The organism is Pseudomonas sp. BJa3, assembly GCF_026343815.1.
GTDB lineage: Bacteria > Pseudomonadota > Gammaproteobacteria > Pseudomonadales > Pseudomonadaceae > Aquipseudomonas > Aquipseudomonas soli.
In genome coordinates, this window is the sequence record NZ_JAOXMC010000023.1 from 22548 (window position 1) to 46806 (window position 24259).

The window sequence follows — 24259 nt, forward strand, 5'->3', positions numbered from 1 at the left end:
CGAGATGTTGGTTTGGGATTTTGAAATGCATGGTGGGTAAGCGAAAAACTTAGTAAATAGTTATGTAGGACGGTTCTTTGTTTACTTTTTGGTGTGGCCGGGAGAGAGGCGTGGTTTAAGCTGTTGGACTTTCTCTGCTGGGGTGTAAAGATGACCGCTGAAGATAAGCAGGAAATCGACATGCAGTTGAATTCTATGGCCGGAAACCATTATATATGATCGGGGAATTGGGCCGGGCCTGATTCAATATGTACAGATGTATCCGGGACCTATTGCAACTAGTGGCAGCTTTATAGTTATGGTAGGTATTTAAATGATCTGCCTTGCAGGCAGGCCTGATAAAGGGCAAGCACAGCCATGCAGTTGAACTCTGATTGTGATGCAGGACTTTGCCATTGCCGATTCAAGGCTGCCCTTGAGTACCTGAACTTTACTTGGGGAGAGGCGATGGCTATCGTCACCCCCTTCCATCCAGGAATTGAGACATGGATGTACTAATGGGGCTGCTGGCTGCCGCACTCTGGGGGGCCACCGACTTTCTGGTTGGCATGAATGCCCGGGCGGTCGGCGTAAGGCGGGCGGTATTCTTCGGGCAGTTGTTGGGCCTGTTGTTGATGGGGCTCATCATTGCCGGATCTTCTCAACAGCTCACCAAGATGGTCGCGGCCCCGACAAGCGTGCTGCTGTTCGCCTGTATGGCGGCACTGTGTACCCTGATCGGCGCATTGGCGCTTTCGAAGGCGTTCGCGATCGGCCAGACATCGGTGGTGGCGCCGTTGGTGACTTCCTATGGCGTGTTCACCACGCTGCTGGCGTGGTTGGGGGGCGAGGTGCTGGGCACCTGGCAGATCTTCGGATTGCTGACCTGCTTTCTGGGCGTGGTCCTGGCCAGCCGTGAGGCAAAGGGCGGCAGTGGGCAAGCGCCTGCGGGCAGTCGTCTGTCAGTCGGTTTCGCCCTGCTAGCCGCGCTGCTGTATGGCATCAGCTTCTGGGTCCAGGGAAAATACGTATTACCGGTGCTGGGGCCAGTGAACATGCTGGCGCTCGGCTATGGGGTGGGGGTTCTGTTCCTGCTGCCCGCAGCGCTGCGAATGTTTCGAGGCCTGATTACGGTCAGGCTCAAGACCTGGGGGACCTTGTGTGGTGCCAGTCTTTTCAATCTGGGAGGTTTCTCGGCGTTTTCCTGGGGCGCGCTGCATGGCTCGATCGCAGTCGTTACGGTGATCAGCACCTTGTCCGGAGGCATTGCCGCCATTCTTGGCTTCCTGTTCTACCGCGAGCGTCTGTCCCTGCTACAGGTCGTCGGGGTGGCCCTGGTACTGGCGGGCGCTGTACTTCTGCACCTGTATGAATAAGGTGGCGATTTACTTACAACCTGATCTATATCACCCCACTTCCCAGATTCTTGACTAGGCTTAACAGTTGGCGGTCTCTGTCCACCGCCACCGTGAAGTCCCTGAGGCGCCGGCCAAGTCCTGTGCGCCCGAGAACCTGATCAGGAGTGCACGATGGACCTCAACCGTCGGCAATTCTTCAAGGTCGCCGCCGTCGGCCTTGGAGGCTCGAGCCTCGCGGCGTTGGGCATGGCCCCGACCCCCGCGTTCGCCGAGCAGGTGCGCCACTTCAAGCTGGCGCACACCAAGGAAACCCGTAACACCTGCCCCTACTGCTCGGTCGGCTGCGGCCTGATCCTGTACAGCCAGGGTGATGCGGGCAAGAACGTCAAACAGAACATCATCCATATCGAGGGCGACGCGGACCATCCGGTCAACCGCGGCACCTTGTGCCCGAAAGGCGCGGGCCTGCTGGACTTTATCCACAGCCCGAGCCGCCTGCAGTACCCCGAGGTGCGCAAGCCGGGCAGCAACGAGTGGACCCGCATCGAGTGGGACGAAGCCCTCGACCGCATCGCCGACCTGATGAAACAGGACCGCGACGCCAACTTCATCGAGAAGAATGCCCAGGGCCAGACGGTCAACCGCTGGCTCACCACCGGGTTCCTTGCTGCGTCCGCCGCTTCCAGCGAAGCGGGCTACCTGACGCACAAGGTGGTCCGTGCAACCGGCATGCTGGGGTTCGATAACCAGGCGCGTGTCTGACACGGCCCGACGGTGGCAAGTCTTGCCCCGACGTATGGCCGTGGCGCGATGACCAATCACTGGTCCGATATCGCCAACGCAAACCTGGTCCTGGTGATGGGCGGCAACGCCGCTGAAGCGCACCCGTGCGGCTTCAAGTGGGTGACCGAAGCCAAGGCGCACAACAAGGCGCGGCTGATCGTGGTCGACCCGCGGTTCACCCGTACCGCCTCGGTGGCCGATTACTACGCGCCGATCCGTACCGGCAGCGACATCGCCTTCATGGGCGGGCTGATCAACTATCTGCTGAGCAACGACAAGATCCAGCACGAGTACGTGCGCAACTACACCGATGTGTCGTTCATCGTCAAAGAGAGCTATGGCTTCGAGGACGGGCTGTTCAGCGGCTACGACGCGGCCAAGCGCGTGTATGCCGACAAGTCCGGCTGGGGCTATGAGCTGGGCGAGGACGGTTTTGCCAAGGTCGACCCGACCCTGCAGCACCCGCGTTGCGTGTACCAGCTGATGAAGCAGCACTACAGCCGCTACACGCCAGAGCTGGCGAGCATGACCTGTGGCATGCCCCAGGACCAGATGATGAAAGTCTGGGAAGAGATCGCCACCTGCTCGGTGCCGGGCAAGACCATGACGATCCTCTACGCCCTGGGCTGGACCCAACACTCGATCGGCGCGCAGATCATCCGCAGCGCGGCGATGGTGCAGTTGCTGCTGGGCAACGTCGGCATGCCCGGTGGCGGGGTCAACGCCCTGCGCGGGCACTCCAACATCCAGGGCCTGACCGACCTGGGTCTGCTGTCGAACTCGCTGCCGGGCTACCTCACGCTGGCCGGCGACGCCGAGCAGGATTACGCCGCCTACATCGACAAGCGCGCCTCCAAACCGTTGCGCCCGGGGCAGCTGTCGTACTGGCAGAACTACGGCAAGTTCCACGTCAGCCTGATGAAGGCCTGGTACGGCGCCAATGCCACGGCGGAGAACAACTGGGGATATGACTGGTTGCCCAAGCTCGACGTGCCGGCCTACGACGTGCTGCGCATGTTCGAGATGATGGGCCAGGGCAAGGTCAATGGCTACATGTGCCAAGGCTTCAACCCAATCGCTGCGTTGCCGGACAAGAACCGCGTCACCGCTGCGCTGGCCAAGCTCAAGTGGCTGGTGATCATGGACCCGCTGGCTACCGAGACCTCCGAGTTCTGGCGCAACGCTGGCCCGTTCAATGATGTCGACACGGCCAACATCCAGACCGAGGTAATCCGCCTGCCCACCACTTGCTTCGCCGAAGAGGATGGCTCGCTGGTCAACAGCAGCCGCTGGCTGCAGTGGCACTGGAAGGGCGCCGATGGGCCGGGCCAGACCCGTACCGACGTGCACATCATGAGCGAGCTGTTCCTGCGCCTGCGCAAGCGCTACCAGGCCGAGGGCGGCGCCTATCCGGACCCGCTGCTCAACATCAGCTGGCCGTACAAGGTCCCTGAGGAGCCTTCGCCGGAAGAACTGGCCAAGGAGATGAACGGCTGGGCGGTCAGCGATCTCACCGACGCCACCGGCGCCACGCTCAAGGCCGGGCAACAGCTCGCCGGATTCGCCCAGCTGAAGGACGATGGCAGCACCGCCTCCGGTTGCTGGATCTTTGCCGGCAGCTGGACCGAGCAGGGCAACCAGATGGCCCGTCGCGACAACAGCGACCCCTATGGCATGCACCAGGTGCAGAACTGGGCCTGGGCCTGGCCGGCCAACCGCCGCATCCTCTACAACCGCGCTTCCAGCGACCCGCAGGGCAAACCGTGGGATCCGGAGAAGAAGCGCCTGGTGTGGTGGAACGGCAAGGCCTGGACCGGCACCGACGTGCCCGACTTCAAGGTCGACTCGCCGCCGGAAGCGGGGATGAACCCATTCATCATGAACCCTGAGGGCGTGGCGCGTTTCTTCGCCATCGACAAGATGGCCGAAGGGCCGTTCCCCGAGCATTACGAACCGTTCGAGACGCCGATCGGCATCAACCCGCTGCACCCGCAGAACAAGAAGGCCACCAGCAACCCGGCCGGGCGCATCTTCGATTCGGTGTGGGACACCTTGGGCACCCACGACGAGTTCCCCCATGCGGCGACCACCTACCGGCTGACCGAGCACTTCCACTTCTGGAGCAAGCATTGCCGGCTCAACGCCATCGCCCAGCCCGAGCAGTTCGTCGAGATCGGCGAGGTGCTGGCGAACGAGAAGGGCATCAAGGCCGGCGACCGGGTGCGGGTGTCGAGCAAGCGCGGGCATATTGACGCGGTGGCGGTGGTGACCAAGCGGATCCGTCCGCTGCAGGTCAACAACCAGACCGTGCACCAGATCGGCATCCCGTTGCATTGGGGGTTCACCGGCGCCACGCGACACGGTTACCTGACCAACACCCTGGTGCCGTTCCTCGGTGATGGCAACACGCAGACGCCGGAGTCCAAGTCGTTCCTCGTCAAAGTGGAGAAACTCTAATGGCCAGCCAAGACATCATTGCCCGCTCGGCCACCACCACCGTGCCGCCTTCGGTACGCCAGCAGCAGGAAGTCGCCAAGCTGATCGACACCACCAAGTGCATCGGCTGCAAGGCCTGCCAGGTGGCGTGCTCGGAGTGGAACGAACTGCGTGACGAGGTCGGCCACAACCATGGCACCTACGACAACCCTCAGGACCTCAGTGCCGAAACCTGGACCTTGATGCGTTTCACCGAGCATGAGCGCGACGACGGCAACCTGGAGTGGCTGATCCGCAAGGATGGCTGCATGCACTGCGCCGATCCGGGTTGTCTGAAAGCGTGCCCGAGCCCGGGGGCGATCATCAAGCATGCCAACGGTATCGTCGACTTCAACCAGGACCACTGCATCGGTTGCGGCTACTGCATCACCGGCTGCCCGTTCAACATCCCGCGCATTTCGCAGAAGGATCACAAGGCGTACAAGTGCACCCTGTGTTCCGACCGCGTGAGCGTGGGCCTGGAGCCGGCCTGCGTGAAGACCTGCCCGACCGGGGCGATCGTCTTCGGCAGCAAGGAGGAGATGAAGGTGCACGCCGACGAGCGCATCGTCGATCTGAAGTCGCGGGGCTACGACAACGCCGGGTTGTACGATCCGGACGGTGTCGGTGGCACCCACGTGATGTACGTGCTGCACCATGCCGACACGCCGCGGATCTACGCCGGCCTGCCGGACCAACCGGTGATCAGCCCGCTGGTCGGGCTGTGGAAGGGCTTCAGCAAGCCGCTGGCGCTGCTGGCCATGGGCGCGGCGGTGCTGGCCGGGTTCTTCCACTACGTACGTGTCGGCCCGCAGCGGGTCGAGGAAGACGAGCATCCGGCACCTGTGGATAACGATGTCCACCAGATGGACCCGGCGGTGCATGTCTATGATCCGAACCGCCCGGGCGGGCAGGGGGAGCAGCGGCCATGAACGACAACAAGCCTATCCTGCGCTACAACGCCAACGAGCGGAGCAACCACTGGATCGTTGCGATCCTGTTCGTGCTGGCCGGCCTGTCGGGGCTGGCGCTGTTCCACCCGGCGCTGTTCTGGCTCAGCCACCTGTTCGGCGGCGGGCCGTGGACACGGATCCTCCACCCGTTCATCGGCGTGGCGATGTTCGTGTTCTTCCTGGGCCTGGTGCTGCGCTTCTGGCGCGCCAACTTCATCACCGCCAACGACCGCCTGTGGCTGCGCCGCATCGATCGGGTGATGCTCAACAAGGAAGAGGGCGTGCCGCCGATCGGCAAGTACAACGCCGGGCAGAAGCTGCTGTTCTGGACGTTGCTGGCGTGCATGCTGGTGCTGCTGGTCAGTGGCGTGGTGATCTGGCGCACGTATTTCAGCCATTGGTTCGGCATCGACGTCATTCGCCTGTCGGCGCTGCTGCATGCCCTGGCGGCGTTCGTGCTGATCCTCAGCATCATCGTGCACATCTACGCCGGGATCTGGATCAAGGGCTCGATCGGCGCCATGCTGCATGGCTGGGTCAGCCGCGCCTGGGCACGCAAGCACCATGAACTTTGGTACCGGGAAGTCACCGGCGAAAAGACGCCGCACAACCACGGTAGAAAAGAAGGATGAGCGTTTGAGCACGATTCTTGAACCAGGGCAGATCGAAGCGTCGGCGGTAATGCCGCCGTTCTTGCATCTGCCGCCCACCAACCTGTTCGCAGTGCGGGCCGAGCGCCTGGAGCACCTGGCCGAGGGCAATGCCCTTGGTGAGTACCTGCGTCTGGTCGCGCGGCTGTGCCGGATCCAGCAGCAGCTTGTGGATAACCCGCCCGGTGGCTTGCCGGTGGCCGAGGAGCGTCAGCGCCTTTGCGTAAGTCATGGCCTGCCACCCCTGGCAGCGGACGGCCTGGTGCGCGAAAGGCAGTGGCTGGTGTGGCTGCAAGCGCTGCTCGATCGCTGCGAGCCGGCGCCCGAAGGGCCACTGGCAGCGGCGCTGGGCAGCCTGCGCGAGAGTGGTGACGAGCAGCGCAAGGGCTGGGCCGTCGCGCTGCTCGGTGGCCAGTACGACGCCGTACCGGCGGCCTTGGTGCCCTTCTTGGGCGCGGCGTTGCAGGCCGCCTGGTCGAGCTGGTTGCTGGCGCTGCCAGAGCCTGAGCTCAAGCCTGGTGGCAGCCTGGCCCAGTGCCCGGCCTGCGGCTCGCCGGCCATGGCCGGTGTGGTGCGCAATCGTGGCAAGCACAACGGCCTGCGCTACCTGGCCTGTTCGCTGTGTGCCTGCGAATGGCATGTGGTGCGGGTCAAGTGCGTGTACTGCGAGTCGAGCAAGGACCTGCGCTACAGCAGCCTCGAGGATGACCGCCATGCACCGGGAAAGGCACCGCTGCGCGCCGAGTGCTGTCCGGGGTGCCAGGGCTACCTGAAGCAGAGCTACCTGGAGAACGACGCGGCGGCCGAGCCGCTGGCCGATGACCTGGCGAGCCTGGCGCTGGACATGCGGCTGGACGAGGAGGGCTTCCATCGGCTGGCGCCGAACCTTATGTTGGCACCGGGTGGTGGGTGAGTGTCTACACTTCGCTATCGAGTTGCCCCCATCGCCGGCAAGCCGGCTCCCACAGGTACAGCGCAAGCCTCGAGTCTGGCGCTGGAACTGTGGGAGCTGGCTTGCCAGCGATAGGGCCCGAACAGACAACGGATCAGTCACAGGTAGTACCGCATGTCTCCAAGCCCCGCCAGCGACACCCCACGCTTGCCCTCCATCGACACCCTGCTGCGCCACCCGGCCTGCCAGCCGCTGCTCGACCGTCATGGCCGCGACGCTACCCTGGCCACCCTGCGCCAGCTCCTCGACGACTTGCGCGAACCAGCTCGCCTGGGTCAGCTTGGTGCCGTGGAACTGAGCGCCGACGTCCTGCTCGGGCGCACGGGCGAGCGCCTGGCCATCCAGCAACGCAGCCAGGTGCGCCGGGTCTTCAACCTCACCGGCACGGTGCTGCACACCAACCTCGGCCGCGCCTTGCTGCCGGAGGAGGCAGTGGAGGCGATGCAGGTCGCTGCCCGCTATCCGCTGAACCTGGAGTTCGACCTGGCCACCGGCAAGCGGGGTGACCGCGACGACCTGATCGAAGGCCTGATCCGCGAGCTGACCGGTGCCGAAGCCGTCACCGTGGTCAACAACAATGCCGCCGCCGTGCTGCTGGCGCTCAACAGCCTGGGCGCACGCAAGGAGGGCATCATCTCCCGCGGCGAGCTGATCGAGATCGGCGGTGCGTTCCGCATCCCCGACATCATGGCCCGCGCCGGGGTGAAGCTGCACGAGATCGGCACCACCAACCGCACCCACGCCCGCGACTACGAAGGCGCGATCAACCCGCGTACCGGCCTGCTGATGCGCGTGCATTGCAGCAACTACAGCATCCAGGGCTTCACCACCCAGGTACCCACCGCCGAGCTGGCGCGCATCGCCCACGACCATCAGTTGCCGCTGCTCGAAGACCTGGGCAGCGGCAGCCTGCTCGACCTGACCCGCTGGGGCCTGCCGGCCGAGCCGACGGTGCGCCAGGCGCTGGCCGACGGCGCCGACATCGTCACCTTCAGCGGCGACAAGCTGCTGGGGGGCCCGCAGGCGGGGATCATCGTCGGGCGCAAGGAACTGATCGCGAAGATCAAGAAGAACCCGCTCAAGCGTGCCCTGCGGGTCGACAAGATTACCCTTGCCGCGCTGGAGGCGGTGCTGCAGCTCTATCGCAACCCCGATCGCCTGGCTGACCGCCTGCCCAGCCTGCGCCTGCTGACCCGTGCGCAAGCCGAGATCGCCGCCCAGGCAGAGCGTCTGGCGCCTGAGTTGGCTGCTCGTCTCGGCGCGCAATGGGTGGTGAGCGTCGAGCCGGCCCTGGGCATGATCGGCAGCGGCAGCCAGCCGGTGGCGCGGCTGCCCAGCGCGGCGCTGTGCCTGCGCCCGCAGGTGTCGAAGAAACTGCGCGGGCGTAGCTTGCATGTGCTGGAGCGCGCGTTGCGCGACCTGCCGGTGCCGGTGCTCGGGCGTATCGACGACGATGCCCTGTGGCTCGACCTGCGCCAGCTGGACGACGAGGCCCAGTGGCTGGCGCAACTGCCGGCGTTGCAACTGGGGCCGGTGCAGTGATTGTCGGGACTGCCGGCCACATCGACCATGGCAAGACCGCGCTGCTCCAGGCCCTGACCGGCCAGGCCGGCGACACCCGCCGGGAGGAGCGCGACCGGGGCATGACCATCGACCTCGGTTATCGCTACGCGGCGCTGACGGAAGGAGCGCCGCTGACCGGTTTCATCGATGTGCCGGGCCACGAGCGGTTTATCCACAACATGCTGGCCGGAGCCCATGGCATCGACCTGGTCCTGCTGGTGGTGGCCGCTGACGATGGGGTGATGCCGCAGACCCGTGAGCACCTCTCGATCATCGAGTTGCTGGGCATTCCCCAGGCGTTGGTGGTGATCAGCAAGTGCGACCGGGTCGAGCCGTCGCGGTTGAGCGAAGTCCGGGCCCAGGTCACCGAACTGCTCGCGCCCGGCCCCTTCGCCGGGGCCAGGCAGTTTGCGGTTTCGAGCCTGTCCGGCGAGGGGATCGACGCCCTGCGCGAGGCTTTGCTGGCGGCTGAAGCGCATGTTCGCCAGCGCAGCGTGCGTGGCGGTTTCCGCCTGGCGGTAGACCGGGCTTTCGCAGTTTCCGGAGCGGGAGTCGTGGTCACCGGCACGGCGCTGGCCGGGCAGGTCAGCGTCGGTGATACCTTGCTGCTGGGCAAGGCCGGCAAAGCGGTGCGGGTGCGTGGCCTGCATGCCCAGAACCAGGCGGCCCTGGTCGCCGCAGCCGGGCAGCGGGTGGCCTTGAACATCAGCGCGGAAAAGCTTTCGGCCGAGCAGGTGCATCGTGGCGACTGGCTTGTGCCGCAGTGGCTGCATGCGCCCAGCGTGCGGGTCGATATCGACTTCACCCTGCTGCCGGGCGAAACCCGCACCTTCGAGCATTTCAGCGCGGTGCACGTGCACCTGGGCACCCAGGATGTCACCGCCCGGGTTGCCTTGCTCGAAGGTGAACGGCTCGCCACCGGCCAGCGCATGTTCGCCCAGTTGCTGCTCAATGCCCCGCTGCAGGCGGTGCATGGGGATCGCCTGGTACTGCGTGACCAGCGCGCCCAGTGCACGCTGGGTGGTGGGCGTGTGCTCGACCCGTTCGCCCCGAGTCGGCAACGGCGCAGCGAGGCGCGCTTGCGTCAGTTGCAGGTGCTGCGCGAAGCCGACAATCTCGAGCAAGCGCTGTCGGCCCTGCTCGAGGCGGCCCCCGGCGGTCTCGAGCCCCGGCGTCTGGAGCGCCAGTTCAACCGCCTGCGCGAGACCTGGCAGTTGCCGGATTCGGTGCTGGTGATTGCCACCCGTCAAGGTCAGCTGTTGTTCGATCGCTTACAGTGGCAGGCACTCAAGAGACAGGTGCTGGAGCGTCTGGCGCAGTTCCATGAGCAGGAACCTGACCAGCTTGGCCCGGACCGGGATCGCTTGCGCCGCTTTACCGCCTTGCCATTGGAGCGCCCCGCGTTTGTCAGCTTGCTGGATGAGTTGCTGGGCGCAGGTGCGATCAGCAGCAGTGGCCCATGGCTGCACCTGCCGGACCACCGGGTCCAGTTGAACGACGCGGACAACGCGTTGTGGGAGCGGCTGTTGCCGCGCCTGTTGGCAGGTGAGTTCGACCCGCCCTGGGTAAGGACCCTGGCCGGCGAGGAGGGCTGCGAAGAGGCTGATGTCCGGCTGTTGTTGCGCAAGCTGGCCCGATTGGGCGTTGTGCATCAGGTGGTGCGTGACCTGTTCTACCCGGAGACGACGCTCAGGCGCATGGCAGAGCTGCTGTTGCGCCAGGCCGCGACATCGCCGATAGTGCAGGTCGCGGCGTTTCGCGATGGTTTGGCCATCGGTCGCAAGCGCAGTGTGCAGATTCTCGAGTATTTCGACCGCGTTGGCTTGACCCGACGAGTTGGCGACCTGCGTCATATTCGCGTCGACAGCGCCCTGGCCCAACCGCAACACGGGCCCTGATTTCAAGGAAGGCAATCGCGCCCGGTGGCGCGGCCGGGCTTCAAACCCGGTTGGGGACGGCAGCCGTTCCCGGGCAGGTTCGACTCCCGCTGCCTTCCGCCACTTTTCCAGATGCTGAAACCATCGCGGGGCAAGCCCGCTCCCACGGATTTGTGGGAGCGGGCTTGCCCCGCGATGGCGAACGGAAGATCTGCGAGTCAGGCGCGCTCGCCGCACAGGTCCAGCGCGAACCAGTGCTCCGCGGCCTGTACATCCAGCCCCGAGCCCAGCAACGCGAACAGCTTGCCCAGCGCCGCCTCGCGGGTCATGCCGCCGCCACTGACCAGCCCGGTGTCGCGCAGGCGGCTGCCGGCGGCGTAGGTGTCGAACACCACCGAGCCTTCCGGGCACTGGCTGATGGCAACGATCATCACGCCACCCTGGCGGGCATCGTGCAGCGCGTCGAGCAGCGCCTGGTCATCCGACGGGCCGGTGCCGCTGCCGTAGCACTCCAGCACCAGGCCCTGGATGCCGCTGTCGAACAGGCCGCGCAGGTGTTCGGCCGCAAGGCCCGGGAACACCGGCATGACCGCCAGCTTGACCGGCTGGCGTGGCTGGCGGTAGTCCAGGCGGGTCGGCAGTTCCGCGGCACGCTCGCCATCACGATGGCGCGGCAGCACGGTGAAGGCGTCGAACGCCTCGCTGCGCAGTTTCGAGGCGCGGCAGCCGTGCAGCAACTGGCCATGGAAATACAGCTGCACGCCGTCTTCCAGGCCGTTTTCGAACAGATTGAGCGCGCCGACCAGGTTGGCCCAGGCATCGCTGTCCGGCGCGCCGGCCGGCAGCATCGAGCCGGTAAGCAGCACCGGCACCGGCAGGCCCAGCAGCAGGAACGACAGGGCAGCAGCGCTATACGCCAGAGTGTCGGTGCCATGCAGCACCAGCACGCCGTCATGCCCGTCGCGTTCGACCGCCTCGACGATGGCATCGCGCATCGCCAGCCAGTTGGCCTGTTGCATGTTGGCGCTGTCGATCAGCGGATTGAGTTCACGCAGCGCCCATTGCACCTTGGGCGCTTCGCCGCAGGCGGCAAAGTGTTCGCGCATGCGCGCTTCGAAGCCACCGGCCGGCGCGAGGCCTTCGGCGGTCTGCAGCATGCCGATGGTGCCACCGGTGTATAGGACAAGCAGATTCTTGACTGCACGCATGGAAGTATTCCGTAGCGATGTAGCGAAAGAAAGAGACAACCGCCCCGGGCGGGGCGGTTGTGGCAGGGCAGGGTATCAGTGCTGCGCTGACGCCGGGGCGGCGGCTTTGTCAGCGGCTGTTTCAGCCTGCGGGTTGGCCGGCCAGGCGGCGCGGTCCAGGTCCAGGTCGGCGAACTTGCTGGAGTCGAACACCGGCTGCTTGATGCCCGCCTTGCGTTGTGCGTCGTAGTCGCGCATCACGCGCAGGCCGACCTTGAACAGCATGGCCAGGGCGATCAGGTTGACGAAGGCCAGGCAGGTCATGGTGATGTCGGCGAAGGCGAACACGGTCGACAGGTCCTGGGTCGAACCCCACACCACCAGCGCCAGCACCAGGCCACGGAAGGTCATCAGCACGGCACGGTTGCGGCTGAGGAACTGCAGGCTGTTCTCGCCCAGGTAGTAGTTGTAGAGAATGCAGGTGAAGACGAACAGCGACAGCGCGACGCTGACGAAGATGCGGCCCCAGTCACCGACCACGGCGGCCAGCGAGTTCTGGGTCAGGACGATGCCGTCACCTTCGAAGCCCGGGGTGTAGAAGCCCGACAGCAGGATCAGCAGCGCGGTGCAGGTGCAGATCACGAAGGTGTCGAGGAACACGCTGAAGGCCTGGACCACGCCCTGGGCGCCCGGGTGCTTCACGGCAGCCACGGCGGCCACGTTCGGTGCGCTGCCCAGGCCCGCTTCGTTGGCGAACACGCCACGCTTCACGCCCATGACGATGGCGCTGCCGAGCAGGCCGCCGAACGCCGGGTCGAGGCCGAAGGCGCTCTTGAAGATGGTTTCCAGCATGGCTGGCACGTGTTCGATCTGGGTGCCGATCACGTACAGGGTCACGCCGATGTAGGCCAGGGTCTTGACCGGTACCAGCAGGTCGGACACTGCGGCGATGCGCTTGATGCCGCCGATGAAGGTGATGGCCAGCAGCACGGCGAGGACGATGCCGGTCTGCTTGGGATCGAAGGCGAAGGCGTTCTGCAGCGAGTGGGTCACGGTGTACGACTGCAGGCCGATGAAGGCGAAGCCGTAGGTGACCAGCAGCAGGATCGAGAACACGATGGCCATGCTTTTCAGCTTCAGGCCGTGCTGGATGTAGTACGCCGGGCCGCCGCGGTACAGGCCGTCGCCGTCGGCGCGCTTGTAGACCTGGGCCAGGGTGCATTCGAAGAAGCTGCTGGACATGCCCACCAGTGCGGTGACCCACATCCAGAACACGGCGCCTGGGCCGCCGAGGGTCACGGCGATACCGACACCGGCGATGTTACCGGCGCCGACGCGGCCGGCGAGGCTCAGCATCAGGGCCTGGAACGAGCTCAGTTGGCCTGCCTGGCCGCGAAGGGATTCCTTGAAGACGCCGAACATGTGGCCGAAGTGACGGAACTGGACGAACCGCGAGCGGATGGTGAAGTAACCGCCGAGTCCGACGATCAGCACGATGAGGAGTTTCCCCGAAAGGAAATCGTTGAGTGCTTCGAGCATTGGAAAATGACCTCGATTCTTATTCTTCGCGTGGAAAGACCAGCGGACGGCAGGCGCACCGCTATTCATTGGGGGCGCATGGTTGGCCATGACAACTATGGTTACAATTTCGCGGGTTGCTCCATTTTGGTGCGAGTTGATGCTAGAATGACGCCACTCGCATCACCTGGACCCGCGTATCATGGGCGATCATTTCGCTATCAACCTCAAATTGGCCTGCAGCCATTACCGCTCTATCTCCGAGGTTTGCCGGCAGCTGTCGATCAACCGGGCGCAGTTCAACAAGTACCTGAGCGGCCAGAGCCGTCCGACGGCCTACAACCTAAAGCGCATCGGCGACTTCTTCGGTGTGGAGGACTACGAGCTGGGCCTGCCGCCCGAGCAGTTCGCCCGCCTGATCGGCGCACGCAACCAGCAGCAGCCTGTCGGCCCCCAGGACGACCCCATCAGCGAGCTGTTCAAGCCACTGCATAAAGAAGCCGGCAACCTCTCGCGCTATTGCGGCTACTACTTCGAATACTCCAACTGCATGTCGGTGCCCGGTTCGATCCTGGTGTCGCTGGTGCACCTGTGGGAGGAGCGCGGCAGTTTCCTGTTCGAGCGCCAGGAACGCCAGGAGCGCAGCAGCGGCCTCGACCGGCATGCCGAGGTGCGCTGCCGCTACCTGGGTGCGGCGTTCCAGCTGCAGGACCGGATGTTCCTGATCGACTACGAGTCGCTGACCCTCAACGAGATGAGCCAGACCGTGCTCATCCCCAGCTTCAAGAGCCGTATCAGCCGCCTGAACGGCCTCAAGACCGGGGTTTCCAGCGGTGACCGGCGCAACCCGGCCTGCACCCGCGTGGTGTGGGAATACCTGGGCGAGGAGATCAACCGCATCAACGCCTTCCGCCAGATCAAGCTTTACCGCCCGGACGATCCGCGCATCGACGACGATATCCGCGACCGCCTCAGTGCGGGGATGATCAGCAACGGGTTGTTCGAGATCGAGTGAATCAACGTTGATGGCGCATTGACTCGTGGGCGCCCGCAGAGCTAGTCGAGAATGAACGCCGCCACCGCGTCGGCCACCTGATCCGCCACCTGTGGCCGGTCACGCAGGTGCGCGGCGATGCCGTGGTCGCAGTCGGTGAGCATCAGGCATTCCACATGGGGCGCCGGCACCGAACGCAACAAGGCGTGGGTGACTTCCTCGGGGATCGGGCTGTAGCGCTCGACACCCGCCAGGCGCCGGGTCCCGGCCGAGGTCCCGGGTTCCTGGCCGTGGACCTTGGAGTTGAGCCCGTCATATTCGCCGATCACCAACAGTACCCGGCCCTGGAACTGGCGCAGGAAGGCATAGCTGTCGCAGTCGAGGAACGCATAAGGCTTGCGAATCGCTTCGCTGAAGGCTGGGCCGAAGGGGGCGACATGGGCCGCATCGGGATAGACCGCCGGGCAGATCAGCACCAGCTTGCGCACGTTGGGGCGCTGGGCGGCCAGCTTGAGGGCGATGGCGGCGCCCAGGCTGTGACCGACCAGGGTGTCGCTGCGCGCATCCAGATGCTGGTGGAAGCGCAGGGCTTCCTGCAGGTTGCTGGCCAACGACGCGTCCTTTGCGCCAGGCTCGCTGGCCAGGCTGTGGCCGGAGAGGTTGCCGGTCAGCGAGCCGATCCCCTGCTGTTGCAGGCGATAGAGCAAAGGGTTCAGGCGGGTGAAATCGGAGCGGGCGCCGCCGACCACAAAGACCGTGGGGGCGCACTCATGTACCGGGAGCAGCAGGCGGGCCTGTTGCCGATAACCGTCGAAAGCCTCGTCGATGAAGCGTTCCGGGCCGGGAGCGGGTTCGTCGTATTGCCATCTGGCGCGCAGCGCGGTGTTCGACTCGGCATCCATGTTGATCTCCTTGAACAGGCCATGCGCAGTATAAGTAGCTGTCGGCAAAGGCGGAACACCCGTCCGATCGGCGCCAATCGGCACGCGGTGCGCGCCAGGCCTTGCCTGGGTTGGACTTCCCCTGTCGGAAACAGCAAAATGAACCCTTTCCTCCATCGACCAGACCGGACCTGTTGACTCTATGCGTATGCGCCTGATGCTGTTGGGTGGTGGCAATGCCCTCGGGCAAGCGCTGATTCGTCTCGGGGCCGAGGAAGATATCGCTTTCCTGGCGCCTCGCCCTCCGGAAAACGGCTGGGATCCGGCCAGCCTGACCCTGCTGCTCGACGAGCAGCGCCCGCACACCGTGATCAACCTGGCCTACTACTTCGACTGGTTCCAGGCCGAGTCGGTCAGCGAGCAACGCCTGGCCCAGCAGGAGCGGGCGGTGGAGCGGCTCGCCGAACTGTGCCAGCACCACGAGATGATCCTCGTGCAGCCGTCCAGCTATCGGGTGTTCGATGGTTCGCGCGCCACGGCCTACAGCGAGAAGGACGAGCCGGTACCGCTCGGCCTGCGTGGCCAGGCGCTGTGGCGCATCGAGCAGAGTGTGCGCGCCACCTGCCCGCAGCATGTGCTGCTGCGTTTCGGCTGGCTGCTGGATGAAAGCCTCGATGGCGCGCTCGGGCGTTTCCTGACCCGTGCCGAGCAGCCCCAGGAACTGCTGCTGGCCGATGATCGCCGCGGCAACCCGACGCCGGTGGACGACGCCGCGCGGGTGATCCTCTCAGTGCTCAAGCAACTCGATTGCCAGGCGCCGCTGTGGGGTACCTACCACTACGCCGGCAACGAGGCCACCACGCCGTTGGTGCTCGGCCAGGCGATCCTCACCGAGGCCACCCAGTGGCGCAAGCTGGCCGTGCAGGCGCCTACCGCCCAGGCCCACGCCGCCCGCCCGGATGCCAGCGAGGAGCCGCAGCACGCGGTCCTGGCCTGCAAGAAGATCCTTCATACCTTCGGCATCAAGCCACGCGCCTGGCGCGCCGGCTTGCCGCCCCTACTGGACCGATTCTACCGACATGGCTGATGCCCCCATCCTGATCACCGGCGGTGCCGGCTTCATTGGCTCGCACCTGTGCGATGCTTTGCTGGAGAAAGGCTACGCAGTGCGTATCCTCGACGACCTGTCGACCGGCAAGCGCGACAACCTGCAGCTTGGCCACCCGCGCCTGGAACTGCTCGAGGGCGATGTCGCCGATGCCGCGCTGGTGGCCCGTGCCGCCGCTGGCTGCCAGGCGGTGGTGCACCTGGCCGCGGTGGCCTCGGTGCAGGCCTCGGTGGAAGACCCGGTGAAGACCCATCAGAGCAATTTCATCGGCACGCTGAACGTGTGCGAGGCGATGCGCCTGAACGGCATCCGCCGCGTGCTGTTCGCTTCCAGCGCGGCGGTGTACGGCAACAACGGCGAAGGCCAGTCGATTGCCGAAGATACCCCCAAGGCGCCGCTCACCCCCTACGCGGTGGACAAGCTGGCCAGCGAGCAGTACCTGGACTTCTACCGCCGCCAGCACGGGTTGGAGCCGGTGGTGTTCCGCTTCTTCAACATCTTCGGGCCACGCCAGGACCCTTCCTCGCCGTATTCCGGGGTGATCAGCATCTTCTGCGAGCGCGCCACCAGTGGCAAGCCGATCACGGTGTTCGGTGATGGCGAGCAGACCCGCGACTTCCTGTTTGTCGGTGACCTGGTCCAGGTAATGGTGCAGGCGCTCGAGCAGCAGGCGGTGGAAGAGGGCGCGGTCAACATCGGCCTGAACCAGGCGACCTCGCTGAACCAGTTGCTCAAGGCGCTGGAGCAGGTGGTGGGCGGCTTGCCTGCAATCAGCTACGGCCAGGCACGGTCGGGGGACATCCGCCATTCGCGGGCGGACAACTCGCGTTTGCTGGCACGTTTCGACTTCCCTGAGCCGACGCCGTTTGTCGAAGGCCTCGCCCGCTTGCTCGGCAAAGCTTGAGCCTCTCGCGGGGTTTGCCCCGCGATGATGTCACGAATGCCGGATCAGCTGTCGCCGGCAATCCTCCGGCCCCAGCACTCGCCCGTCCCGGGCCCGCACCTGCAACGTCTCCAGCCCCTGGCCGCGATCATCGACCAACTGCGAGCGTGACTCTCCTGACGTGAACAGGTACCGCTCCCCCCATTGGCGCAAGCCGATCACGATCGGAAACACCGAACGGCCCTTCTCCGTCAGCACATATTCCTTGTAGGCACTGCCATCGGATGCAGGCTGCTGTGCCAGTAGCCCGGCCTCCACCAGCAGTTTCAGACGCGCAGCGAGGATGTTCTTCGCCAGCCCGAGGTTTTTCTGCAATTCGCTGAAACGGCACGGGCCATCGAAGGCATCGCGCAGAATCATCAGCGCCCAGCGGTCGCCGAGCACCTCCAGGGCGCGGGCCACTGGGCATTGCTGGTTGTTCTCGTCGAGCATGAGGCGTTCCTTGGGGGTGATCTAGTTGCAGAATAAAACCATGTTTGCCAGAAATCCAGTTTCATGGTTTTAAATTGAAACCAGATTTGGAGGGATTGCTGATGCCACCGCTCACCCGCGGATTGACGCTGTTGCTGGCTGCCGCCTGCGCCCTGGCCGTGGCCACGGTGTACCTCGCCCAGCCGCTGCTGGAGGCCATGGCCGCAAGCCTCGGCGTAAGCGCTGCGCACGCCGGCCTGGTGGTGGGCATGACCCAGGCCGGCTATGCCTTGGGTCTGTTGCTGATCGTGCCGCTGGGCGACCTGGTCGATCGCCGCCGGCTGATCGTTGGTCAGTTGCTGGCATCGGCCGGCGCGTTGTTGGCCGTGGCGTTTGCCGTGGACTGGGCCATGTTGCTGGCGGTGATGGCCATGGTCGGCCTGGCTGCGGTGGTGGTGCAGGTGATGGTCGCGCATGCCGCCACACTGGCCACGCCAGCTCAGCAGGGGCAGGCGGTGGGGACTGTCACCAGTGGCGTGGTGCTGGGCATCCTGTCAGCGCGCTTGGTCTCGGGTGCACTGGCTGACCTGCTGGGCTGGCACGGCGTATACGTCGTGGCTGCGGGGCTGGCGTTGGCCATAGCGTTGTTGCTGGCCTGGCGCTTGCCTGCTGTCAAACCGCAGGGGCCGAGGCAGCGCTATCGGGTACTGCTGGTTTCAGTGCTGCGCTTGTACCGGCATGACCGTCTGCTACGTCAGCGCGGTGTGTTTGCGGTGCTGATCTTCGCGGCGTTCAGCGTGCTGTGGAGCGCGATGGTGTTGCCCCTGAGCGCCCCGCCGCTGGCGCTCGATCACACCCAGGTCGGGTTGTTCGGCCTGGCCGGCGTGGCTGGCGCGCTGGCGGCATCGCGTGCCGGGCGCCTGGCGGATCAGGGGCATGGCCGGCGGGTGAGCGGTTGGGCCCTCGGGCTGTTGACGCTGTCATGGCTACCCAGCGCCTACCTGGAGCAGTCATTGCTGGCGCTGGTGATCGGGGTGCTGATGCTGGACCTGGCCGTGCAGGCCGTGCATGTGACCAACCAGAGCCTGTTGCTGGCGGGGCGCGGCGAGATGGCCAGCCGGCTGATCGGTGCCTACATGTGCTGCTATTCAGTGGGCAGCGGGGTGGGTGCGGTCGTGGCGACCTGGGTGTATGGGCAGTGGGGCTGGGTGGCGGTGTGCGGGCTGGGGGCGGGGATAAGCGCGGTTGCCTTGGGCTACTGGGGGTACCTGTGGTGGGGCGAGACGGCGCGGGGCAAGCCCGCTCCAGAAGGAACGGGCTTGCCTGCGGATCAGAACTTGTAGCCGATGCCGACCATGTAGACCCATGGATCGACGTCCACGTCGACCTTGGTCTTGCCGACGCCCAGGGCGCTCGGGCCATCGATGCTGGCCTTGGTGTCGATGTCGACGTACCAGACCGCGGCGTTGAGCAGCAGGTTGTCGGTAAGCATGTAGTCCATGCCCAGCTGGCCGGCGATACCCACCGAGTCCTTCAGCTTCATGTTGCTGAAGCCCTGGGCCTTACGATTGCTCTTCAGGTCTTCATCGAAGAACATCGTGTAGTTGATGCCCACGCCGGCGTAGGGCTGGAATTTGGAGCTTGGCTCCATCGGGTAGTACTGCAGCGACAGGGTCGGTGGCAGTTGCTTGATGTCGGCCAGCTTGCCGTCCAGGCCTGGGCCGAGGCCCTTGACGCCGACGGTGTGCTGGAACGGCGTGGCAGCCAGCAGCTCGAGGCCGATGTGGTCGGTGAGCATGTAGGCGAAGGCCAGGCCCAGCTGGGTGTCGCTGTCCAGGGTCGCCTTGGTGCCCGAGACCTTGGCGCCATCGAGCTTGATGTCACCGCTGCTTTCGTTCGGCGCAGTGGTGATGGCGCCGGCGCGGAGGATGAAATCCCCCGCCTGGTGGGCGTGGGCAACAGGGGCTGCGAGCGCCAACGCGACGAGCGAGGCACTGAGCAAGGACTTGTTCATGGAAGCTCCCAGAGGACGTGAGTAATCGAGTAGTCCAATGGTACGAAGCTGACTAAACAGAAAGTTTGACCCAGCTCAACGAAGCCTCTTCAAACGGGCGTGCACAGTTCTCACTTAAGCTCATAAGCGTAGATTTTCTCGGCTTCCATCTGGTAGCCCGCATCCGCCAGCTCGCTGCTGGAAGCCTTGACCTGCATCGTGCCTTCGATCCAGTAGGGTTGATAGAGGTCTTCGATGCGCACGCCCATCTCGCTGAAGATGTGCACGATCTGGTTCGAGGGTGGCGGTGGCACGTGGATGCAAGCGCCGTAGTAGGGCACCAGCAGGAATTCGGTGGTGCGGCCTTCGTCGCTGACCTCCAGTGGCACGATGTAGTCGGGGATCTTCACCGGCTGGCCGTCCAGTGCCTTCACCACCGGCGCGTTGGGCGCCTGCTGGCGCGCGGCGGGGGCGGCCTCGGCGGCCAGCGCGTCGCTGATCTGCGACAGGTCGTGCAGTGGCGTCAGTTGCGGCGGGATGATCGGCGCGCCTTCGGGGATCAGGGCGGGCCAGTCCAGTTCACGAGGTTCGGCGGCGCACACCGTGGATGCCAGCAACACCACTGCCAGTAACAGGTAATGCCAAGCGGTGGAAGCCTGCCTTTTGTCCATGGACGTCGCGCTCATGAAGGTTCTCAAAGATGAATCGACAGGCCATCGGCCAGCGACTGTCGGTAGGCGCGCCAGGCCGGCACGCTGCCCATCAGCAGCGCCGCGCCAAGGATGATAGCCAGCAGCGTCCACTCATGGGCGCTTGGCCAGGCCAATGGCAGGTACAGCCCGTAATTGGCCTGCACATAGTCCTGTGCCAGGGCTATGCAGGCATACAGCAAGCCAAGCCCGGCGGCGATGCCCGACAATGCCAGGGCCAGTGCCTCGAGCACCAGCAGCCCGGCGATGTGCCAGGGACGGGCCCCCACCGAGCGCAGGATGGCCATTTCCCGGCGGCGTTCGTTGAGGCTGGTGAGAATCGCGGTGAGCATGCCGATCAGGCCGGTGAGCACGACGAACAACGACACCACGAACAGTGCCTGCTCGGCCGTGCCCATCAGGCTCCACAGCTCCTGCAGGGCCACGCCGGGCAGGATCGCAAGCAGGGGCTCGGCACGGTACTCGTTGATCTCGCGCTGCAGGCTGAAAGTGGCGATCTTGCTGTTGAGCCCGAGCATGAAGGCGGTGATGGCGGTGGGTTGCAGGTCCATGGCGCGGGCCTGCTCGGCACTGATGCGTCCGGCGCCACGGGCCGGGACGCCGTTGTGCCAGTCGATGTGAATCGCCTCCATCCCTGCCAGGCTGATGTGCAGGGTGCGGTCCACCGGGGTGCCGGTGCGCTCGAGCACGCCGACCACGGTGAATGGCTTGTCGTCATGCTTGACCAGGCTGATGGCGGCCACGCCGTGCGCCAGCACCAGCTTGTCACCCAGTTTGTAGTGCAGCGCCTCGGCGACTTCGGCACCCAGCACCACTTCGAACGGATCGTCGGCGAACGCCCGGCCCTGGTCGAGTGCCAGGTGCTGGCGGCGACCGAACTGGTAATGGCTGAAGTAGTTGGCGCTGGTGCCCATCACCCGGTAGCCGCGGTGCGAATCGCCCAGGGAAATCGGGATCGCCCACTTCACCCGTGGATCCTTGGCGTAATTCTCGTAGCTGTCCCAGCGGATATTGTTGGTGGCATTGCCGATGCGGAACACCGAGTACAGCAGCAGATTCACCGACCCCGAACGGGCGCCGACGATCAGGTCGGTGCCGCTGATGGTGCTGGCGAAACTGGCGCGGGCTTCGGTGCGTACCCGCTCGACGGCCAGCAGCAAGCACACCGACAGGGCGATGGCGAACGCGGTGAGCAGGGCGGTGAAACGGCGGTTGGCCAGGCTGGCCAGGGCAAGGCGAAGCAGGTACATCAGGCCTCCCGGGGCTTGGCGGCGCGATTGAGCTCGGCCAGGGACAGATGGCGGTCGAACAGCGGCGCCAGGCTCTGGTCATGACTGACGAACAGCAGGCTGGCGCCGGCGTCGCGGCATTCGTCGAACAACAGGCGGATGAACGCCTCGCGGGTGTCGGCGTCGAGGGCCGAGGTCGGCTCGTCGGCGATCACCAGCTCGGGCTGGCCGATCAGCGCCCTGGCCGCGGCGACTCGCTGCTGCTGCCCGATCGACAGGCTGTCGGCGCGGCGGGCGAGCAGGGCCGGGTCGTCCAGACCCAGGTGAGCGAGCAACTGGGCAGCGGCCTGGTCGATGCTGCCGTGGCGCTGGGCGGCGCGAACGGCACGGCTTTTCGAGAAGCGGCAGGGCAGCTCGACGTTTTCGCGCACCGAGAGGAACGGCAGCAGGTTGAACTGCTGGAAGATGTAGCCGGTGTGATCGACCCGGAAGCGGTCGCGCGCGCCCTGGCCCAAGGTCGCCAAGTCCTGGCCGAGCAGGCGGATGCTGCCCTGGCCTGGGCGGTTGACCCCGCCCAGCAGGCCGAGCAGGGTGGTCTTGCCACTGCCGCTGGGGCCCTTGAGGAACAACGCCTCGCCGGGCTCCAGGCGAAACGCCGGGATCTCCAGCAGCGGCGCCTGGCCAGGCCAGGCGAACACCAGGTCATGCAGTTCGATCAGCGGCTGGCTCATTCAGAACTCGACCACGGCCTTGGCGGGGGTGGCTTCCACGCCTTTCTGGCCATTCGGGCCGATCAGTTGCACGTTGATCTTCTGGGTTTGCGGGAAGGTTTTGAACAGGCGGCCGAGGTCGATCTGGGTGAGTTTGCCCGGGGTGGCGCAGGTCAGTTGGTAACGAGCATTGATGTCGGCGTGCTGATGCGCGTCGCCGCCAGCCTCGGGGGCATTACCGAACAGCGGGCTTTCCAGGTCCTGGGCCTCCTCCTTGCAACCGGCGGCCTGGGCGATGGCGAACAACTTCAGGGGTTGTTCGAGCTGCTGGCGGGCGGCGGCGACCTTGGCTTTGTCGGCGTCGCTGCTGGCGGCGTGTTCGAAGCCCACCAGGTTCATTGCCGGGCTGTCCAGCGCCAGCTCGAGGACGTTGCCGTCGAGTACCGCGTTGAGCTTGGCCACGCCGTGCTCATGGGCGCCGAGGGTGCCATGGGCGTGATCGTGATCATGGTCGTGATCGTCGTGGGCATGGGCCACGGCCAGGGGAAGCAGGGCAAAGGGCAGGGCGAGCAACAGACGACGCATGGACGGCTCCACAGGCGGCTTAGGATGAATTTGTGATGTTATAACAATTTGCATTTGCCCCGCCAGCCTGCCTGGCACAGGTTTCATGTTCGTGGGAGCATGGCGTAATCGAGCCTGGAAACAAGGAAATAATCGTGAGAATTCGTGGGCAGATCGGCGCGTGGCCGGTGGACCTGACTGTCGAGCTGGAGCCGCATGAGTGGGCGCAGCTGGGGCGTAGGATGGATGTCCAGGCCCCGGTGGAAGCTGCGCCGGTCAGCGCCAGCCCCGTACCCCGACAGGATGACGGACAGTGGGTGGCGGCGCGTGAAGTGCTGCGTCAGGCGGGGCAGATGGGTGGTCCGGAACTGCTGGAGCGTCTGGAAGGTTTGGCCGGAAGCGTGGCGGCAGGCAAGCGGCTGCTGGTGCGGTTGCGCCATAGCAGTGAGGTGAAGGTGGAAAGTGGCGTGGATGCGCCGGTGTATCGCTGGGTGGGATGAGGGGCTGCATAGCAGCCCCAGCAGCCTCAGAACAACGCTGAGGACAGCTTGCGGCGGTACACACTGACCAGCGGATGCTCGTTGCCCAGCAGCTCGAACACCTGTAGCAGCGCCTTCTGCGGCAGGCCGTTCTCGTAGGCGCGGTTGCGCTGAAACAGCTTCAGCAACCCATCCATTGCGGCCTCGTACTGCTGGCGTGCCAACTGTTGGATGCACAGCTGGTAGGTTGCTTCGTCATCCTGCGGATTCTGCGCCAGGCGGCTCTTCAGCTCCGCGGCTTCCGGCAGGCTGGCGGCCTGGCGCAGGAAGGTCAGCTGGGCCTTGGCGCCGGCCAGTGCGGCCTTGTGCTCGTCGGTCTTGACCGCGTCGAGCACCACCTGGGCCTCGCCCAGCTCGCCACGCTCGGCCAGGCAGCGGGCGTAGAGGATCAGCGCCTCGGCATTGCTGTTGTCTTCACCCAGCAGCACCTGCAGCAGGGCCTCGGCCTCGCTGAAGCGACTTTCGGCGAACAGCGCCTTGGCCTGCTCCAGCGGCGCGGCGGCGGGCGGCGCGGGCATCTGCACATGGGGTTCGAGCATGGCGCGGATGGCCGACTCGGGCTGCGCGCCGGCAAAGCCGTCGACCGGTTGGCCATCCTTGAACAACACCACGGTCGGCAGGCTGCGGATGCCGAACTGGGCGACGACCTGCTGCTCGACGTCGCAGTTGATCTTGGCCAGCAGCAGCTCGCCCTGGTAGCCCTCGGCGATCTTCGCCAACAGCGGCATCAGCGCCTTGCACGGCGCGCACCATTCGGCCCAGAAGTCGACCAGTACCGGCTTGTGGAAGGAGTTCTCGATGACCAACTGCTGGAAGGTGGCATCGGTGGCATCGAAGATAAATGGTGTTTCCTGGCTCATCGTGACTCTCGCAAATCCGTGA

At 65.2% G+C, this 24259-nt stretch carries 22 protein-coding genes and 1 tRNA gene; 13 read left to right on the forward strand and 10 right to left on the reverse strand.

Features of this window, described 5'->3' with window-relative positions:
- Positions 1-485 precede the first annotated feature (485 nt).
- The 8 genes from OH705_RS23430 to OH705_RS23465 all read left to right on the forward strand — a co-directional run bounded on the left by OH705_RS23430 (position 486) and on the right by OH705_RS23465 (position 10713).
- Positions 486-1355 carry a DMT family transporter gene (locus OH705_RS23430; RefSeq protein ID WP_267303081.1) on the forward strand — a complete coding sequence of 290 codons (870 nt, stop codon included), beginning with the start codon at positions 486-488 and terminating at the stop codon, positions 1353-1355.
- Between the two features lie 153 nt (positions 1356-1508).
- On the forward strand, positions 1509-4577 hold the full coding sequence (fdnG, locus tag OH705_RS23435; protein WP_267303082.1) for a formate dehydrogenase-N subunit alpha: 3069 nt from the start codon (positions 1509-1511) through the stop codon (positions 4575-4577).
- Positions 4577-5527: a formate dehydrogenase subunit beta gene (gene fdxH, locus OH705_RS23440; RefSeq protein WP_267303083.1), complete on the forward strand. Its 951-nt coding sequence runs from the start codon at positions 4577-4579 to the stop codon at positions 5525-5527. The genes fdnG and fdxH overlap by 1 nt, the downstream gene beginning before the upstream one ends.
- Positions 5524-6180 carry a formate dehydrogenase subunit gamma gene (locus OH705_RS23445; protein WP_267303084.1) on the forward strand — a complete coding sequence of 219 codons (657 nt, stop codon included), beginning with the start codon at positions 5524-5526 and terminating at the stop codon, positions 6178-6180. Before fdxH ends, OH705_RS23445 begins: the two co-directional genes overlap by 4 nt.
- A 4-nt stretch (positions 6181-6184) precedes the next feature.
- Entirely contained in the window at positions 6185-7111 is a 927-nt protein-coding gene (gene fdhE, locus OH705_RS23450; protein WP_038707247.1) for a formate dehydrogenase accessory protein FdhE, read from the forward strand.
- Positions 7112-7264: 153 nt separating this feature from the next.
- A complete protein-coding gene (gene selA / locus OH705_RS23455; protein WP_104444566.1) occupies positions 7265-8692 on the forward strand; it encodes an L-seryl-tRNA(Sec) selenium transferase in 1428 nt (475 codons plus the stop codon).
- Positions 8689-10611, forward strand: a complete 1923-nt coding sequence (selB, locus tag OH705_RS23460; protein ID WP_267303085.1) for a selenocysteine-specific translation elongation factor — start codon at positions 8689-8691, stop codon at positions 10609-10611. The genes selA and selB overlap by 4 nt, the downstream gene beginning before the upstream one ends.
- Positions 10612-10617: 6 nt before the next feature.
- Positions 10618-10713 (forward strand) — tRNA-Sec (locus tag OH705_RS23465).
- Positions 10714-10808: 95 nt separating this feature from the next.
- On the opposite strand, the gene OH705_RS23470 is transcribed toward OH705_RS23465, so the two are convergent.
- Positions 10809-11798: an asparaginase gene (locus OH705_RS23470; protein ID WP_267303086.1), complete on the reverse strand. Its 990-nt coding sequence runs from the start codon at positions 11796-11798 to the stop codon at positions 10809-10811.
- 75 nt (positions 11799-11873) lie between these two features.
- Entirely contained in the window at positions 11874-13316 is a 1443-nt protein-coding gene (locus OH705_RS23475) for an alanine/glycine:cation symporter family protein (protein WP_094012319.1), read from the reverse strand.
- Positions 13317-13497: 181 nt separating this feature from the next.
- Here OH705_RS23475 and OH705_RS23480 point away from each other — a divergent pair, with 181 nt between their 5' ends.
- A complete protein-coding gene (locus OH705_RS23480) occupies positions 13498-14310 on the forward strand; it encodes a helix-turn-helix domain-containing protein (RefSeq protein WP_023632678.1) in 813 nt (270 codons plus the stop codon).
- Between the two features lie 41 nt (positions 14311-14351).
- Here the strand turns inward: OH705_RS23480 and OH705_RS23485 are convergent, their stop codons facing one another.
- Positions 14352-15191 carry an alpha/beta hydrolase gene (locus tag OH705_RS23485; RefSeq protein WP_267303087.1) on the reverse strand — a complete coding sequence of 280 codons (840 nt, stop codon included), beginning with the start codon at positions 15189-15191 and terminating at the stop codon, positions 14352-14354.
- Between the two features lie 181 nt (positions 15192-15372).
- Here OH705_RS23485 and OH705_RS23490 point away from each other — a divergent pair, with 181 nt between their 5' ends.
- On the forward strand, positions 15373-16257 hold the full coding sequence (locus OH705_RS23490) for a sugar nucleotide-binding protein (protein WP_038707252.1): 885 nt from the start codon (positions 15373-15375) through the stop codon (positions 16255-16257).
- Positions 16250-17182 carry an NAD-dependent epimerase/dehydratase family protein gene (locus tag OH705_RS23495; RefSeq protein WP_094012317.1) on the forward strand — a complete coding sequence of 311 codons (933 nt, stop codon included), beginning with the start codon at positions 16250-16252 and terminating at the stop codon, positions 17180-17182. Before OH705_RS23490 ends, OH705_RS23495 begins: the two co-directional genes overlap by 8 nt.
- Before the next feature lie 30 nt (positions 17183-17212).
- On the opposite strand, the gene OH705_RS23500 is transcribed toward OH705_RS23495, so the two are convergent.
- The gene (locus OH705_RS23500; protein WP_094012316.1) at positions 17213-17653 is read right to left on the reverse strand and encodes a winged helix-turn-helix transcriptional regulator; all 441 of its coding nucleotides are present in this window, start codon (positions 17651-17653) and stop codon (positions 17213-17215) included.
- Between the two features lie 98 nt (positions 17654-17751).
- Here OH705_RS23500 and OH705_RS23505 point away from each other — a divergent pair, with 98 nt between their 5' ends.
- Entirely contained in the window at positions 17752-18975 is a 1224-nt protein-coding gene (locus tag OH705_RS23505) for an MFS transporter (protein ID WP_267303104.1), read from the forward strand.
- Here OH705_RS23505 and OH705_RS23510 read toward each other — a convergent pair.
- From OH705_RS23510 to OH705_RS23530, 5 genes are all read right to left on the reverse strand, one after another.
- Entirely contained in the window at positions 18963-19646 is a 684-nt protein-coding gene (locus OH705_RS23510; RefSeq protein WP_023631912.1) for an OmpW/AlkL family protein, read from the reverse strand. The genes OH705_RS23505 and OH705_RS23510 overlap by 13 nt on opposite strands.
- 110 nt (positions 19647-19756) lie before the next feature.
- Positions 19757-20311: a DUF3299 domain-containing protein gene (locus OH705_RS23515; RefSeq protein ID WP_416383588.1), complete on the reverse strand. Its 555-nt coding sequence runs from the start codon at positions 20309-20311 to the stop codon at positions 19757-19759.
- 8 nt (positions 20312-20319) lie between these two features.
- On the reverse strand, positions 20320-21585 hold the full coding sequence (locus OH705_RS23520; RefSeq protein ID WP_267303088.1) for an ABC transporter permease: 1266 nt from the start codon (positions 21583-21585) through the stop codon (positions 20320-20322).
- Positions 21585-22295 (reverse strand): ABC transporter ATP-binding protein, encoded by a 711-nt coding sequence (locus OH705_RS23525; protein WP_110605257.1) that lies wholly within the window; start codon positions 22293-22295, stop codon positions 21585-21587. The genes OH705_RS23520 and OH705_RS23525 overlap by 1 nt, the downstream gene beginning before the upstream one ends.
- Positions 22296-22859, reverse strand: a complete 564-nt coding sequence (locus OH705_RS23530) for a DUF2796 domain-containing protein (protein ID WP_023632922.1) — start codon at positions 22857-22859, stop codon at positions 22296-22298.
- Between the two features lie 134 nt (positions 22860-22993).
- Between OH705_RS23530 and OH705_RS23535 the strand changes: the two genes are divergently transcribed.
- The gene (locus OH705_RS23535) at positions 22994-23338 is read left to right on the forward strand and encodes a hypothetical protein (RefSeq protein WP_023632921.1); all 345 of its coding nucleotides are present in this window, start codon (positions 22994-22996) and stop codon (positions 23336-23338) included.
- A 26-nt stretch (positions 23339-23364) separates the two neighbouring features.
- Here OH705_RS23535 and trxA read toward each other — a convergent pair whose 3' ends face one another.
- A complete protein-coding gene (gene trxA, locus OH705_RS23540; protein ID WP_038707255.1) occupies positions 23365-24237 on the reverse strand; it encodes a thioredoxin in 873 nt (290 codons plus the stop codon).
- Positions 24238-24259 lie beyond the last annotated feature (22 nt).

Excerpts from the sequence above, each read along its gene's own strand:
- OH705_RS23430 (WP_267303081.1), top strand. The coding sequence starts at position 486 with ATGGATGTACTAATGGGGCTGCTGGCTGCCGCACTCTGGGGGGCCACC.
- OH705_RS23475 (WP_094012319.1), bottom strand. The coding sequence starts at position 13,316 with ATGCTCGAAGCACTCAACGATTTCCTTTCGGGGAAACTCCTCATCGTG.
- OH705_RS23445 (WP_267303084.1), top strand. The coding sequence starts at position 5,524 with ATGAACGACAACAAGCCTATCCTGCGCTACAACGCCAACGAGCGGAGC.
- OH705_RS23510 (WP_023631912.1), bottom strand. The coding sequence starts at position 19,646 with ATGAACAAGTCCTTGCTCAGTGCCTCGCTCGTCGCGTTGGCGCTCGCA.
- OH705_RS23470 (WP_267303086.1), bottom strand. The coding sequence starts at position 11,798 with ATGCGTGCAGTCAAGAATCTGCTTGTCCTATACACCGGTGGCACCATC.
- OH705_RS23520 (WP_267303088.1), bottom strand. The coding sequence starts at position 21,585 with ATGTACCTGCTTCGCCTTGCCCTGGCCAGCCTGGCCAACCGCCGTTTC.
- OH705_RS23490 (WP_038707252.1), top strand. The coding sequence starts at position 15,373 with ATGCGTATGCGCCTGATGCTGTTGGGTGGTGGCAATGCCCTCGGGCAA.
- OH705_RS23525 (WP_110605257.1), bottom strand. The coding sequence starts at position 22,295 with ATGAGCCAGCCGCTGATCGAACTGCATGACCTGGTGTTCGCCTGGCCT.
- trxA (WP_038707255.1), bottom strand. The coding sequence starts at position 24,237 with ATGAGCCAGGAAACACCATTTATCTTCGATGCCACCGATGCCACCTTC.
- OH705_RS23515 (WP_416383588.1), bottom strand. The coding sequence starts at position 20,311 with ATGAGCGCGACGTCCATGGACAAAAGGCAGGCTTCCACCGCTTGGCAT.
- OH705_RS23500 (WP_094012316.1), bottom strand. The coding sequence starts at position 17,653 with ATGCTCGACGAGAACAACCAGCAATGCCCAGTGGCCCGCGCCCTGGAG.
- OH705_RS23530 (WP_023632922.1), bottom strand. The coding sequence starts at position 22,859 with ATGCGTCGTCTGTTGCTCGCCCTGCCCTTTGCCCTGCTTCCCCTGGCC.
- OH705_RS23485 (WP_267303087.1), bottom strand. The coding sequence starts at position 15,191 with ATGGATGCCGAGTCGAACACCGCGCTGCGCGCCAGATGGCAATACGAC.
- fdxH (WP_267303083.1), top strand. The coding sequence starts at position 4,577 with ATGGCCAGCCAAGACATCATTGCCCGCTCGGCCACCACCACCGTGCCG.
- OH705_RS23495 (WP_094012317.1), top strand. The coding sequence starts at position 16,250 with ATGGCTGATGCCCCCATCCTGATCACCGGCGGTGCCGGCTTCATTGGC.
- OH705_RS23480 (WP_023632678.1), top strand. The coding sequence starts at position 13,498 with ATGGGCGATCATTTCGCTATCAACCTCAAATTGGCCTGCAGCCATTAC.
- selA (WP_104444566.1), top strand. The coding sequence starts at position 7,265 with ATGTCTCCAAGCCCCGCCAGCGACACCCCACGCTTGCCCTCCATCGAC.